This is a genomic window from Rhodococcus sp. NPDC060086 (assembly GCF_042730275.1).
In the GTDB taxonomy this organism is placed as follows: Bacteria; Actinomycetota; Actinomycetes; order Mycobacteriales; family Mycobacteriaceae; genus Rhodococcus.
On record NZ_JBHWWZ010000007.1, the window covers coordinates 77903 to 92393 of the forward strand.

Sequence of the window (14491 nt, forward strand, 5' to 3'; positions counted from 1 at the left end):
CGGTCCGTGTACGTTCGCACCTTCGCGCTGCGCGATTTCCGGTCATGGGAGACCGCGTCGGCCGATTTGACTCCGGGCCCAACGGTTTTCGTCGGGCCCAACGGACACGGCAAAACCAACATCATCGAAGCGCTCGGGTATCTGTCGGGCCTGTCGTCACATCGCGTGTCGTCCGATTCCCCGCTCCTGCGGGCCGGCGCCTCCCGCGCGTTCGTGGGCGCTGTGGTCGTCAACGACGGCCGCGAGTTGGGTATCGACATCGAGATCAACGAGGGCAAGGCCAATCGGGCACGGATCAACCAGTCGCCTGCCAGACGGCCGAGGGAGATCGTCGGGATCCTCCGCACGGTGTTGTTCGCACCCGAGGATCTGGCCCTGGTCCGCGGCGACCCGGGCGACCGTCGTCGGTTCCTCGACGAACTGCTCACCACCCGGTTTCCCCGTCTAGGCGGGGTGCGTGCGGACTACGACAAAGTCTTGCGTCAGCGTTCGGCGTTGCTCAAGACCGCCGGTGGTTCACTACGTAGAGGTACCCGCTCGAGTGATGGCGCGAGCGCGCTGGCGACGCTCGATGTGTGGGACGGACATCTCGCGGCGCACGGTTCGGAGTTGCTCGCCGCACGAATCGCGTTGCTGCACGATCTCGCGCCACATGTCGTCGAGTCCTACCGGTCCATCGCACCGGAATCACGTCCGGCGGTCCTGCGGTATCGAAGCAGCCTCGGCGATGTGCTGCCTGCGGAGTTCGCCGATCCTTCGAGGAAGCCCGAGCACGACGACCGCGAACTCATCGAGGCCGCGTTCCGCCGCAGGCTGTCGGAGATGCGTGCCAAGGAGATCGACCGGGGCGTGTGCCTGGTCGGTCCCCATCGCGACGACCTCGAGTTGATCCTCGGTGATCAGCCTGCGAAAGGGTATGCGAGCCACGGTGAATCCTGGTCGTTCGCTCTGTCGCTGCGCCTCGGCGCGTTCGCTCTGCTCCGGTCGGACGGTACGGATCCGGTGCTCATGCTCGACGACGTGTTCGCCGAGTTGGATCGTCGTCGCCGAGCCGCGCTCGTGTCGGTCGCGGCGACGGCGGAACAGGTCCTCATCACCGCGGCGGTACCGGAGGACGTGCCGTCCGAGCTGGCGGGTGCACGGTTCGTCGTGCATGCCGAGGAGACGGAACGTGGCCGAATCTCGGTGCTGAGCGCGGCGGCGCGAGGAGAATCGCTCGGGGAGGTATCCGATGACGGACGATGACGCACTCGGCTCGAAGGGCAACGAATCGGAACCCGAGCTCCGCGGAGTGGATCTGGCGCGGCGCGCGCTCGAGGAGGCTCGAGCTGCCGCGAAGGCCAGCGGTAAAGCGGTCGGCCAGGGGCGTGCCTCGAGCGGCCGGGTGCGGCCACGTCGCCGCAAGCGAGGGTGGTCGGGTCCCGGACCCGACGACCGTGACCCTCAGCGGCTGGGCGCGTTGACCGGCTCGATCGCGAAGCAGCGTGGCTGGTCCTCGCATGTGTCGGAAGGTACGGTGCTGGGCAGTTGGTCGCGGGTCGTGGGCGAGGACATCGCCGCGCACGCGCAACCCACCACTCTGCGCGACGGAATTCTGCACGTCTCGGCGGAGTCGACCGCGTGGGCGACGCAATTGCGGATGATCCAATCGCAGATCCTCGCGAAGATCGCGGCGTCCGTGGGACACGGTGTGGTCAAGGAACTGCGAATCACCGGCCCCACCGCGCCGAGTTGGCGCAAGGGCGAACGGCACGTCCGTGGTCGGGGCCCACGCGACACCTACGGCTAGACACATGCCCGCTCTCCGTGCGAGCGCCGAAAACCGGGCGATGTAGGAATTCACTTTCGCCGGTCCGCGCCGAGCCGACTGCGGGGACGTCAGCGGTGCGGCAAAGGCGCTCTGTGTCGCCGGGGGCATCTATGCTCCGGCCAAGTAGAATGGACAAGAATGCGCCGCGCGCATGTGTGCGAGGCCGAGGCGGAAAAGGAGAGCTACCCACCCGTGGCTGCCGAGAAGTCGAACAAGAACAAGAGTGACTACGGTGCGTCTTCCATCACCGTCCTCGAGGGTCTCGAGGCGGTTCGTAAGCGTCCCGGCATGTACATCGGCTCCACGGGAGAGCGTGGTCTTCACCACCTCATCTGGGAGGTCGTCGACAACTCGGTCGACGAGGCGATGGCGGGTCACGCCACGAAGGTGGAGGTGACCCTTCTCGAGAACGGTGGCGTCGAGGTCGTCGACGACGGCCGTGGCATCCCGGTGGGCATGCACTCTTCGGGCGTGCCCACGGTCGAGGTGGTGCTTACTCAGCTCCACGCAGGCGGCAAGTTCGATTCCGACGCGTACGCGGTGTCGGGCGGCCTGCACGGTGTCGGTATCTCCGTCGTCAATGCGTTGTCCACCACGCTCGAGGTGGAGATCGACAACGACGGTTACCACTGGGAACAGACTTACACGAACTCGAAGCCCGGTGAGCTGATCAGGGGAGAGGCGACCAAGCGCACCGGAACGACGGTGCGGTTCTTCGCCGACGACGAGATCTTCGAGTCCACGCAGTACAACTTCGAGACGGTTGCGCGGCGCCTGCAGGAGATGGCGTTCCTCAACAAGGGCCTGACGATCACGCTCACCGATGAGCGGGTGCTTCCCGAGGAGATCACCGACGAGATCGTCGCGGAGACCGCCGAAGCGCCGAAGACTGCCGAGGACGAGGCCGCAGAGGCCGCCGAGCCGCCTGCGCCCAAGACCAAGACTCGCGTCTACCACTACCCGGGCGGTCTCGAGGACTATGTCCGGCATCTCAATCGCACGAAGACGCCGATCCACAATTCTGTGGTGGGGTTCACTGCGAAGGGCACCGGCCACGAGCTCGAGCTGGCGATGCAGTGGAACTCGGGTTACTCCGAGTCCGTCCACACTTTCGCCAACACCATCAACACTCACGAGGGTGGCACGCACGAGGAAGGTTTCCGTGCGGCGCTCACGAGCGTGGTCAATCGGTACGCGAAGGAGAAGAAGCTCCTCAAGGACAAGGATCCCAACCTCACCGGTGACGACATCCGCGAGGGTCTGGCCGCGATCATCTCGGTGAAGGTCGCCGAGCCGCAGTTCGAGGGTCAGACGAAGACGAAGCTCGGCAATACCGAGGTCAAGTCGTTCGTGCAGAAGGCGTGCAACGAGCACATCTCGCACTGGCTCGAGGCCAACCCGGCCGACGCCAAGACCATCGTGACCAAGGCCGTGTCGTCGGCGCAGGCACGTGTCGCGGCGCGAAAGGCCCGGGAGTTGGTGCGTCGAAAGAGTGCCACCGACATCGGCGGCCTGCCCGGCAAGCTCGCGGACTGCCGCTCCAAGGACCCGAGCAAGTGCGAGATCTACATCGTGGAGGGCGACTCCGCAGGTGGTTCGGCGAAGTCCGGTCGCGACTCGATGTATCAGGCGATTCTCCCGCTGCGCGGAAAGATCATCAATGTCGAGAAGGCACGCATCGACCGGGTGCTGAAGAACACCGAGGTCCAGTCGATCATCACGGCGTTCGGTACGGGTATTCACGAAGAGTTCGATATCGCGAAGCTGCGGTACCACAAGATCGTGCTGATGGCCGACGCCGACGTCGACGGACAGCACATCGCGACGCTGCTGCTCACCTTGTTGTTCCGCTTCATGCGTCCGCTCGTCGAGCACGGCCACGTGTACCTGGCCCAGCCGCCGCTGTACAAGCTCAAGTGGCAGCGTTCGGATCCCGAGTTCGCGTACTCGGATCGGGAGCGCGACGGCTTTCTCGAGCGTGGACTCGCGGCAGGCAAGAAGATCAACAAGGACGACGGTATCCAGCGCTACAAGGGCCTCGGTGAGATGAACGCCAAGGAACTGTGGGAGACCACGATGGATCCGACCGTGCGCGTCCTGCGTCAGGTCACTCTCGACGACGCTGCGGCGGCCGACGAGTTGTTCAGCGTGCTCATGGGTGAGGATGTCGCGGCGCGGCGTAGCTTCATCACGCGCAATGCAAAGGATGTGCGCTTCCTCGACGTCTGACCCTGTCAGACGACGGAGCGGTGATCTGGCGCTGCAATCGGCGTGTCGAGTCAATAAGGCCTGCGATGTGTGGTACATCATGTCGCAGGCCTTACTGATACTCTCATTTCGGACTAATGCCGCTTACATTCCGCGGTTACTCATGAGTACACTCCAAACGGCCATCCGTATGCGTGGCCGCCGAACAGGGCCATGAAGGGAATCACCCGGCGTATGTGGAAACCCGTCTTCCATATCCCCTGTATGTCCCGATATGGTGCCCTCACCCAGAAACGTCTCGTTCGACTGCATTCCAGCGGAAATCAAGCTCACCGGTCGAGTGGATTGGTTGTGAATGCTCGTCGCCCGGCGCGAACGGGTTGGAAGGAGAGCTGTAATCCATGAGTGACGAGTCACCGCGCCGGCAGCGGTGGTGGAGCATCGAGGGGTGGGGTCTTCGCAGGAAGGTCACCGCCGTCCTCGCCGTTCCTGTAACAGTGGCGATGGTCCTCGGCGGACTCCGCGTCGAAGCGGAACTCAGCAACGCGGTCCATTTTTCGTCCGCCGCTGACCAAGTCGTGGTTGTGCCCGACATCGTCGACTTCTCGACTGCTTTCGCAACTTCCACCGCCACCAATGCATCCGGCACGGCCGGACCGGACGACCTCGAGGCACTCCGGGTTTCGTTCGAAAAGATCAGGCCGCTCGCAGAGAACCCCGAATTCGATCCTGCTGTCACCGCCGACCTCACTCAAACGGTCGCCGCCGCAGAAACGCTCTACGGGCAGATGCGGGCAGGTCCGGTTCCGGTTGCACAGATCGCCCGGGTCTACAACGAGGTCCGCGACAACCTCAACCGCATCGTGGAGGCGATTCTCGACCAGATCGACGACCCGGAGGTTCTGAATCACGGGACTCGCCTGATCAACGCGTGGTATTCGCAGCGTTACCTGTTCGGTCAGGTGCTCGGAATCATCGAGATCATCGAGAATCCGTCGACCTCCGGCACCGCGCTCGTGACCGCGTCCGGTGGCGAGCTCGCGATGCTCGATCTCCTTGCCCGTTCGTACCCACTTGCCGACTCGCAGATCGCCGAACTGCGCGGAGGCATCGACGAACGCACCGCGATGGTGGAGGCTGCGGGCCAGGGTCCGCTTCCCTTGATGGAACTGCGCGCCTCGATGCTCCGCAGTGTCGACGTCTACTCCAACATCATCAACGACGCCTCGCAGTCGATCACTTCCACTGTGATCGATCGTGCGTCGGACACTCGTTCGGCCGCACTCCGCGATACCGCGTTCGTTCTCGCCGCACTGCTCGTCGCTCTCGTCCTCGCGCTGCTCGTGTCGCGGTCGCTGGTCGGCCCGATCCGCCGACTGCGGTACGGAACGCTCAAGGTTGCGCGTCAGGAACTCCCCGAAGCCATCGACCGGATCAAGGTCGGCGACAGCATCGACGACATCGAATTCACTCGGGTGCCGGTGCACACGACCGAAGAGATCGGTCAGCTCGCCCGCGCCGTAGACGACATGCACGGACAGGCACTGCGCCTCGCCGGCGAGCAGGCTCACCTCCGCCTGCAGATCAGCGATATGTTCGAGACGCTTGCGCGTCGAAGCAAGTCGCTCGTCGAACAGCAGCTCGGGCTCATCGAGCAACTCGAGTTCGAGGAGAAGGACCCGTCCCGGCTGGAGAGCTTGTTCAAGCTCGATCACCTCGCGGCACGTATGCGCCGAAACGGCGACAACCTTCTGATTCTCTCCGGTACCCGGATGCGTCGTGGTCAGTCCGCCCCGGTGCAGCTCGGAGACATCCTGCGCGCAGCGATGTCCGAGGTCGAGGATTACCAGCGAGTCGAGATCGGTTCCACCCCGGACGGTGCACTCAGTGGTGCTGTGGCGACGGACATCGTCCACCTGCTCGCAGAGCTGGTGGACAACGCACTGCGTGCTTCCCCGCCGGACAGCACCGTCACATTCAGCTTCGCGCGTGCCGTCGACGGTGGTCTGCTCGTCGAGATCGCCGACCGTGGTATCGGTATCCCGGCCGATGAACTCGAGTTGATCAACGATCGCCTCCGTCAGGGCGGCGAGGTCGGTCCGGATACTGCTCGTCACATGGGTCTGTTCGTGACTTCGCGGCTTGCAGATCGCCACGGGCTCACCGTGCGCCTGCGGCCGACGTTCGACACCGCACGCAATCCCGGTATCACTGCGAGCGTCCACATTCCCGACGTTCTGCTCATGTCGCCGCTGGCACTGGCCCAGCCGGACCCCGTCGTCGTCGACGGTGAGTCCGAGGAGATCTCGGTCGAGCAGAAGCAGGAATTCGCTCTGCCCGCGCCTGCCGTCTCCACGACACCGGACCGCGAACATTCGGAACCGATTCCGAAGTACCTGCCGGTCCGCGCCGACTCGCGTCAGGAATCCCGCGTCGACGACCAGGTCACCGAGATCCGTCGCCCGGACACCGCTGCGGCGGGGTTCCAGCAGACACCTGCATACCGGGAACAGCGGCAGTCGGAACCTGTGTACCGCGAACAGCCGCAGCCGCAGCCACAGTTTCAGCCGCAGGCGTTCCACTCTGCACCGCCCGCTCCCTCTCGGCAGCAGCCGCGCGAGCAGGCGCCGACCGGTCTGCCGCAGCGCAGCCCCGGTTCGACACCCGGTCTGCCGCAGCGCAGCCCCGGTTCGACCTCGGGCCTGCCACAGCCGGATGGCAAGCAGACTCCGCGCCGCATCCAGCCGGACGCCGCGGCGGCACTCGCCTCGGCACTCCCGTCGCGCGCCAACCGCTCGCCCGCGGATCCGAATGCCGAGAACCGGCGTCGCGAGAACCTCGAGCGCGAGCAGCAGGAGCAGCGAGCACAGGCCGCGTCGGCGCAGTTCGGTGCACCGGATCAGGAGTCGTCGCGCCGTGAGGCACCGGCTCATGGCGCGCAGAACCCGGTCGAGCAGAATCGCGAATCCTCGAGCAACGCAGCCCACGCTCTGGTGACCCCACCGTCTCGTGAGTCGGGACTGCCTCAGCGTCGTCCGGCACCCGACCGGGCTCCGCAGGATCACCCGTCCGGTCAGGGCGAGCCCGGCTCTGCGAGTTCCGGCCTACCGCAGCGTCGCCCGGGTGCAACCCCCGGTGTTCCGGTGCGGGCTGTACGGCCGCCGCAGGATGCGCCCGAGTCGGGTTTGCCGCAGCGCAACCCGAGCTCCACTCCGGGTCTGCCGCAGCGTCAGCCAGGCTCGACGCCGGGTCTGCCGCCCCAGAACCAGGGCGGACACACCGATACGAATAGTGGTGTCGCACAGCCGGGTCGAAGCGATCAGGATGCGCGTCCGGCGCCGGTCACCCCGTCCGGCCTACCGCAGCGGCGTCCCGGTGAAGCACCGGGAGTGGCGCCTCTGCAGGCAGGTCCGCCGCCCAGCACCGAACGCCAGTCCGGTGAGAATCGTCGTGGCGGAGCCTTCGGCCTCCCGCGTCGGCAGCCCGGTTCTTCGCCGCGTATCCCGCAGTCGGGGGCCCGGCCGGCAAGCATCGCCGACGGTGGTTCGGTGTCGGAGCAGAGCGATGCGCAGAATGCCGCTCGGCATCGTTACCGCACGAATTCTGCGAAGACCGCGTCGTTCTTCCAGCCACGTCCCGATGCCGGTGCGCTGAAACCGCATTCCGCTGCAGGCAGTCCGATCTTCTCCGACATGATGTCGGACTGGCTCGTCGATCCGACGAACCTTCCCGACGATCGGCGAAAGCGTGAGTGGCATTCGGTTGCCGACTCCGGATGGCAGGCAGCGCAGCGTGCAGCGGATGTTCCGGTGGAGGAACACACCACCTCCGGTCTTCCCCGCCGCGCGCCGGGCGAACGCCTCGTGCCGGGTGCTGTGCGCGAACCTGCGACCGCAGAACAGCGCGCACTTCGACGTCGTGACCCGGAATCCATTCGGGCCAATCTCAGTCGCCACCAGCAGGGTGTCCGTAATGGGCGTTCCTCGGCGACGACAAGTAATCGCGAGAACAATGAACAGGGAGTTCGATGAACATTGATCATGGATCCGATGTAGCTCGTCCATTGGACTGGTTGGTTTCCAACTTTGCGCGCGAAGTCCCCGGTGTCTCGCATGCGGTCCTCGTGTCGGCCGACGGTCTCCTCATGGCTGCCAGCGCACATCTTCCGGTCGACCGCGCCGAGCAGCTCGCTGCGGTGACGTCCGGGCTCGCGAGCCTCTCCAACGGGGTTTCACAGTTGTTCGACGGCGGCGGAGTGCTGCAGTCCGTCGTCGAGATGCAGCACGGTTACCTGCTGCTGATGAGCGTCGGCGATGGTTCGCACCTCGCTGCGCTCACTGCTTCGGAATGTGATATCGGACAGGTCGGCTACGAGATGGCGCTCCTGGTCGACCGCGTGGGTGCGTCGGTCGAGGCGACGCCTCGGGTCGGCCTGGGGTCCTGACGTCGAGGTGGCCATGGAACCGCGCAATCCGGAGTCAGTGCCGGACCAGCCGAGTCTGGTCCGGCCATACTCGCTGACTTCGGGACGCACCAGTCCTGCGGTCGAACTGGCGTTGGAAGCTTTGATCCAAGCCATCCCGGGTACGGACAGTCGAGCCCGGGATCTCGACAACATCAACGCCACGATCTTGGAACTGTGCAAGGAGTCCCCGTCGGTCGCCGAGATCGCGGCGAGGGTGGGTGTGCCGCTCGGCGTTGCGCGCGTGCTCGTCGCCGACCTCGTCGAAGCCGGACATGTACAGATCCTGGCCACGCTGAAAGACGATTCGAGCGACGCGGAGCGTCGTGAGCTGATTGAAAGGGTCCTCAGTGGACTTCGCGAACTCTAACGCTACGAAGCGCGTGACCTCGACCAAGATCGTGATCGCCGGCGGATTCGGTGTCGGTAAGACCACGCTGGTGGGGGCTGTGTCGGAGATCGTTCCGCTCCGCACGGAAGCGCTCGTCACGAACGCCAGCGATGGCGTCGACAACCTTGCGGCAACGCCGCAGAAGTCGACCACGACCGTGGCCATGGACTTCGGTCGAATCAGTTTGGCCGAAGACCTCGTGCTGTACCTCTTCGGTACACCGGGGCAGCATCGGTTCTGGTTCATGTGGGACGACCTCATCCGAGGTGCCATCGGTGCCATCGTGTTGATCGATACTCGCCGATTGGACGAGAGCTTTGCCGCTGTCGATTTCTTCGAGGCGCGCAACCTCCCGTTCATCGTCGCGATCAACGAGTTCGACGATGCGCCGCGGTACCCGCTCGAGGACATCCGCCAGGCTATGGCCATTTCTCCGGAGGTGCCGATCGTGTCGATCGACGCTCGCTCGCGTGAATCGGCCAAGCAGGCACTCGTCACCGTCACCGAGTACGCACTTCGGAAATTGCATCAACCGGTGGCTCAGTAGCGGATTCGGGTCTGTAGCCGTCCGCTATGACGGCATGGATGACGGTGTAGGCCAACACCACCTCGGCGATCGGGGTGTTCGTCGGGGTGGCGGGTGCGCGCACAGGCGCGCACTACGTCAACCCGCGGAGCCGTCGTTTCCATGTCCGAGTACGGAGGTCCGAGTACAGAGGTCCGAGTCGGGCTTCGAAATAGTGCAGTGCGGATCACAACCTCTGTGGCAGAGCCTAATTGGCCCTCTCCAGAGGTTTTTGAGCATAGTTTTTTCGGTGTGCGTGACATAGGGTTACGACTGCGTCGGGGGCGCGCGGTCGAATGTCGACCCACGTCACGTCCACGAAGCGACGTGACGGCCTCCGAAGGAGCATCATGACGCACGAACTTCACCACTTCTCCATGGGAATGTGGGTCTTCTTCCTCGCGTGGTCGACCTCCATCTTGGGGTGTTACATCGGCCTGACCTGTGCTCGGCGGGCGAGGACGGCCATCTATCGCCGGGACAAGAGGCGTTGGACGGCATTGGCGAGTGTCGCGATCGGTGGGGTCGGCGTCTGGCTGATGCACTTCACCGGCATGCTCGGTTTCGAGGTGCCGGGAGCCATCGTCCGCTACAACCTCGGGCTGACACTGCTGTCCGTTGTGCTCGCGGTGGGCGCCACCTGGTTCGGACTCGCGGTCGTCGACGCCGACGAGCCGTGGATGCAGTGGCTTCCAGACGAGCTGCGGCTGCCCCTGGGCGGCCTGATCATGGGCCTCGCGGTGGGAGCGATGCACTACAGCGGAATGGCGGCGGTGCGTGTCGAGGGCGCGCTCGAACAGTCGCTGCCCTACGTCGTTGCATCGTTTGCTATCGGCATCGTTGCCTCCTTCACAGCCCTGTGGCTCAGTCTCAACGTCGATCGCCGTGCAGTACGCTTCCCGGCCGCTGCGTTGATGGGCTGCGCGGTCGTGGCGTTGCACTACACGGGTATGGCGGGCGTGTCCGTGGTCATGGATCCGGTGGCGACGATGCCCGAGGGAATGACCGCGCTGACGTTGCTGTTCCCGGGCTTCGTGGTCGGCATCATTGTTCTGGCAGCCACGGTAGTCCTGCTGATTGCGGCCCCCAGCGACGAGGATCTGGAGCGCGAGTACGCGATCGCGGACTGGATTGACGACGTCCGGTAGGGGCGCTGGTCGGGAGAAAGTGCCTGTCCTTGGCGGCGGTAGCTGACCTGCACCTATAGACTCGGGTGGTTGCGAGACGTTCGTCGGGCCAGAGCTCGGATCGGACGTTCGAGCCGAGTAGAAGAAGGAGCTCATGACCGACACCACGTTGCCGCCGGAGGGTCCGGGGCACGACCGCATCGAGCCCGTCGACATTCAGCAGGAAATGCAGAACAGCTACATCGATTACGCGATGAGCGTGATCGTGGGCCGTGCCCTGCCCGATGTGCGTGACGGTTTGAAGCCTGTGCACCGACGCGTGTTGTACGCGATGTTCGACAACGGCTTCCGCCCCGACCGCGGCTACGTGAAGTCTGCGCGTGCGGTCGCCGAGACGATGGGCAACTATCACCCGCACGGCGACTCCTCGATCTACGACACACTGGTGCGTCTCGCGCAGCCGTGGTCGATGCGATACCCGCTCGTGGACGGACAGGGCAACTTCGGTTCCCGAGGCAATGACGGTGCGGCCGCCATGCGGTACACCGAGTGTCGCCTGACCCCGCTCGCGATGGAGATGTTGCGGGAAATCGACCATGAGACGGTCGATTTCCAGCCGAACTACGACGGTCGTACCCAAGAACCGACGGTACTCCCCAGCCGTGTCCCCAACCTGTTGATCAACGGTTCGGGCGGTATCGCGGTCGGTATGGCGACCAACATCCCCCCGCACAACCTGCGTGAGGTCGCTGCCGCGATCTACTGGGCGCTCGAGAACTTCGAGGCCGATGAAGAGGCCACGCTCGCGGCCGTCATGGAACACATCAAGGGCCCCGACTTCCCGACGTCGGGCCTGATCACGGGCTCGCAGGGTATCCATGACGCGTACACCACCGGTCGTGGTTCGGTGAAGATGCGCGGCGTCGTGGAGATCGAAGAGGACTCCAAGGGCCGATCGTTCATCGTCATCACCGAGTTGCCGTACATGGTCAACCCGGACAACCTCATCACGTCGATCGCGGAGCAGGTGCGCGACGCGAAGATCGCGGGTATCTCCGATATCCACGACGAGTCCTCCGACCGCATCGGCATGCGCATCGTCGTCACGGTCCGCCGCGACGCCGTTGCCAAGGTTGTGCTGAACAACCTGTACAAGCACACGCAGCTGCAGACGAGCTTCGGCTGCAACATGCTCTCGATCGTCGACGGGGTGCCGCGCACATTGCGCCTCGACCAGATGATCCGGCTGTATGTGAACCACCAGGTCGAGGTCATCGTCCGCCGGACGCGCTACCTGCTGCGGAAGGCCGAGGAACGTGCACACATCCTGCGCGGCCTGGTCAAGGCGCTCGACGCCCTCGACGAGGTCATCACCCTGATCCGTGCGTCGCAGACGGTCGACATCGCGCGTGCCGGACTGATGAATCTCCTCGATGTCGACGAGATCCAGGCCGATGCCATCCTGGCGATGCAGCTGCGACGTCTCGCTGCGCTCGAACGTCAGAAGATCGTCGACGAGCTTTCCGAGATCGAACGCGAGATCGCGGACTACAAGGACATCCTCGCCAAGCCCGAGCGGCAGCGCGCGATCGTCCGCGAGGAACTCGAGGAGATCGTCGAGAAGTTCGGCGATGACCGTCGCACCCGCATCGTTCCTGCAGACGGCGACGTGGCCGACGAGGACCTGATCGCCCGCGAGGACGTGGTCGTCACGATCACCGAGACCGGCTACGCCAAGCGCACCCGCACCGACCTGTACCGGTCGCAGAAGCGCGGCGGCAAGGGCGTCAAGGGTGCAGACCTCAAGCAGGACGACATCGTCAAGCACTTCTTCGTGACGTCGACGCACGACTGGCTGCTGTTCTTCACGACGAAGGGCCGCGTCTACCGCGCGAAGGCGTACGAGCTTCCCGAAGCGAACCGCACGGCCCGTGGTCAGCACGTGGCGAACCTGCTGGCATTCCAGCCGGACGAGCGGATCCAGGGCGTCATCAGGCTCAAGACGTACGAGGACGCGCCGTACCTGGTGCTCGCAACCCGCAACGGGCTGGTGAAGAAGTCGCGTCTGTCGGACTTCGATTCCAACCGGTCGGGCGGCATCGTCGCGATCAACTTGCGCGACGAGGACGAGTTGGTCGGCGCCGTGTTGTGCTCGTCCGAGGACGACCTGCTGCTCGTGTCGGAGCTGGGCCAGTCCATCCGTTTCTCGGCCACCGACGAGGCATTGCGTCCGATGGGTCGCGCGACGTCCGGCGTCCAGGGCATGCGGTTCAACGGCGAAGACAAGCTGTTGTCGCTCAATGTCGTCAAGGAGGGCACATACCTCCTGGTCGCGACGTCGGGTGGTTACGCGAAGCGCACGTCGATGGAGGACTACCCGGTCCAGGGCCGTGGCGGTAAGGGCGTTCTGACGATCCAGTACGACAAGCGACGTGGCACCCTGGTCGGTGCAGTGATCGTCGAGGACGACGATGAGTTGTACGCGATCACGTCCGGTGGCGGGGTCATTCGTACTGCTGCCAAGCAGGTGCGCAAGGCAGGCCGACAGACCAAGGGTGTGCGTTTGATGAACCTGGGTGACGGCGACACGTTGCTTGCGATTGCACGCAATGCCGACGAGCCCGAGGAGATCGACGCATCCGAATCGAAGGAGTCGTAAGTGAGTGCTCCCAAGGGACCGAATGGATCCGACCAGGGACCATCCGCCCGGAAGCCCGAGAATCGGAACGGGCGGGAGGTGGAGACCGAATCGAGCGGTCAGGGCACTGAGAAGAAGGCGCCCCCGTCGTCGAACACTCAGGCGTCGAACACTCAGGCGTCGAATGCTCGGCCGACCGAGCAGGTAAAGCCTGCTGGGGACGCCGCGAAGCCGGATGCTCCGTCGGGGAAACCCGCGGAGAAGCCTGCCGCCGAGTCGAAGACCCCGGCCGCGCCGTCGGAGCCCGCCGCGAATCAGGGCAAGGGCGCGAATCAGGGTAAGAGCGAGTCGGCTCCCGCCGCGGACCAGACGATGCGGCCGGTGCAGCGTTCGAACCCGACGGCGCGTCCGTCGGGTCAGACTCCGCCGTGGCAGCGTGGACAGCAGCCGGCGACGAACAAGCAGGCGGCTGCGCCACAAGATCAGTCCCAGCAGAACACTCCGCAGACGAATCTCCCCGGGGTGGGCCCGGGCCTGGGGAAGACCGCGAAGCGCCCTTCAGGGGGCTCTCAGCGTCCCGCGACGGGGCCTCAGCCTGTCGTGGGTAAGCCCGCTGCTGCGACGAGTAGCTCTGCTCCGACGCGGCCCGTCGTCACCGGCACTGCCGCGGCGTCCATGACCGGAGGCGCGCAGGGGTCCGACCGTGCCGCGGCGAAGGCCAAGGCTGCGGTCATCGATGGCCCGACACGTCACATCGAGCGTAAGGATCTGGCGAAGGACCTGCCGGATCTGTCGAGCGTCAAGCACCCGACTCCCGCTGCTCAAGTGACGGTGGAAACTCCGCATGCGAGCCCGGTCGTCGTGGCGCCTGCTGCGGGCGACCCGCTCAGGGCGACCGTGCAGCTGCGACGCATCGACCCGTGGTCGATGCTCAAGGTGTCCGCGATCATCTCCCTGTCGCTGTTCTTCGTGTGGATGATCGCGGTGGGCCTGTTGTACGGCGTGCTCGCGGGTATGGGCGTCTGGGATCGGTTGAACAGCGCCTTCACCGACCTCGTGTCGGAGTCGGGTAGCGACGGGCTCATCACAGTCGGTCAGGTGTTCGGCTACGCGACGGTGATCGGTTTGGCCAACATGGTGTTGATGACCGCGCTCGCGACGCTCGGTGCGTTCATCTACAACCTGTGCAGTGACCTCGTCAGCGGTGTTCAGGTCACCTTGGCAGATCCGGATTGACCTGCAGGAACACTGCCCCATCGAGGTAATTTTGTTCTTCGAGTATCGGTGGGG

The 14491-nt window shown here is 64.8% G+C and carries 10 protein-coding genes; all 10 read left to right on the top strand.

The annotated features are described in order from the left end of the window. The first annotated feature begins 6 nt into the window (after positions 1-6). On the top strand, positions 7-1245 hold the full coding sequence (gene recF, locus ACFWB0_RS06685; protein WP_378489657.1) for a DNA replication/repair protein RecF: 1239 nt from the start codon (positions 7-9) through the stop codon (positions 1243-1245). Next, entirely contained in the window at positions 1232-1789 is a 558-nt protein-coding gene (locus tag ACFWB0_RS06690; RefSeq protein WP_378489658.1) for a DUF721 family protein, read from the top strand. The genes recF and ACFWB0_RS06690 overlap by 14 nt, the downstream gene beginning before the upstream one ends. Before the next feature lie 213 nt (positions 1790-2002). Next, a complete protein-coding gene (gene gyrB / locus ACFWB0_RS06695) occupies positions 2003-4039 on the top strand; it encodes a DNA topoisomerase (ATP-hydrolyzing) subunit B (protein ID WP_378489726.1) in 2037 nt (678 codons plus the stop codon). A gap of 380 nt (positions 4040-4419) precedes the next feature. Then, positions 4420-8049 (top strand): ATP-binding protein, encoded by a 3630-nt coding sequence (locus tag ACFWB0_RS06700; RefSeq protein WP_378489659.1) that lies wholly within the window; start codon positions 4420-4422, stop codon positions 8047-8049. Next, entirely contained in the window at positions 8046-8462 is a 417-nt protein-coding gene (locus tag ACFWB0_RS06705; RefSeq protein ID WP_054805599.1) for a roadblock/LC7 domain-containing protein, read from the top strand. The genes ACFWB0_RS06700 and ACFWB0_RS06705 overlap by 4 nt, the downstream gene beginning before the upstream one ends. A 13-nt stretch (positions 8463-8475) precedes the next feature. Further along, positions 8476-8850 carry a DUF742 domain-containing protein gene (locus ACFWB0_RS06710; RefSeq protein WP_378489660.1) on the top strand — a complete coding sequence of 125 codons (375 nt, stop codon included), beginning with the start codon at positions 8476-8478 and terminating at the stop codon, positions 8848-8850. Positions 8851-8863: 13 nt separating this feature from the next. Then, positions 8864-9418, top strand: coding sequence for an ATP/GTP-binding protein (locus ACFWB0_RS06715; RefSeq protein WP_054715879.1), 555 nt, complete (start codon positions 8864-8866; stop codon positions 9416-9418). 368 nt (positions 9419-9786) lie between these two features. After that, the gene (locus ACFWB0_RS06720; protein WP_378489661.1) at positions 9787-10584 is read left to right on the top strand and encodes an MHYT domain-containing protein; all 798 of its coding nucleotides are present in this window, start codon (positions 9787-9789) and stop codon (positions 10582-10584) included. A gap of 133 nt (positions 10585-10717) precedes the next feature. Then, entirely contained in the window at positions 10718-13222 is a 2505-nt protein-coding gene (gene gyrA, locus ACFWB0_RS06725; RefSeq protein WP_378489662.1) for a DNA gyrase subunit A, read from the top strand. Next, a complete protein-coding gene (locus tag ACFWB0_RS06730) occupies positions 13223-14437 on the top strand; it encodes a DUF3566 domain-containing protein (RefSeq protein WP_378489663.1) in 1215 nt (404 codons plus the stop codon). The last annotated feature ends 54 nt before the right edge of the window (positions 14438-14491 follow it).

What these genes read in the sequence shown, in the direction of transcription:
- ACFWB0_RS06690 (WP_378489658.1), top strand. Translation starts at nt 1,232, where the DNA reads ATGACGGACGATGACGCACTCGGCTCGAAGGGCAACGAATCGGAACCC.
- ACFWB0_RS06700 (WP_378489659.1), top strand. Translation starts at nt 4,420, where the DNA reads ATGAGTGACGAGTCACCGCGCCGGCAGCGGTGGTGGAGCATCGAGGGG.
- ACFWB0_RS06705 (WP_054805599.1), top strand. Translation starts at nt 8,046, where the DNA reads ATGAACATTGATCATGGATCCGATGTAGCTCGTCCATTGGACTGGTTG.
- ACFWB0_RS06710 (WP_378489660.1), top strand. Translation starts at nt 8,476, where the DNA reads ATGGAACCGCGCAATCCGGAGTCAGTGCCGGACCAGCCGAGTCTGGTC.
- ACFWB0_RS06720 (WP_378489661.1), top strand. Translation starts at nt 9,787, where the DNA reads ATGACGCACGAACTTCACCACTTCTCCATGGGAATGTGGGTCTTCTTC.
- gyrA (WP_378489662.1), top strand. Translation starts at nt 10,718, where the DNA reads ATGACCGACACCACGTTGCCGCCGGAGGGTCCGGGGCACGACCGCATC.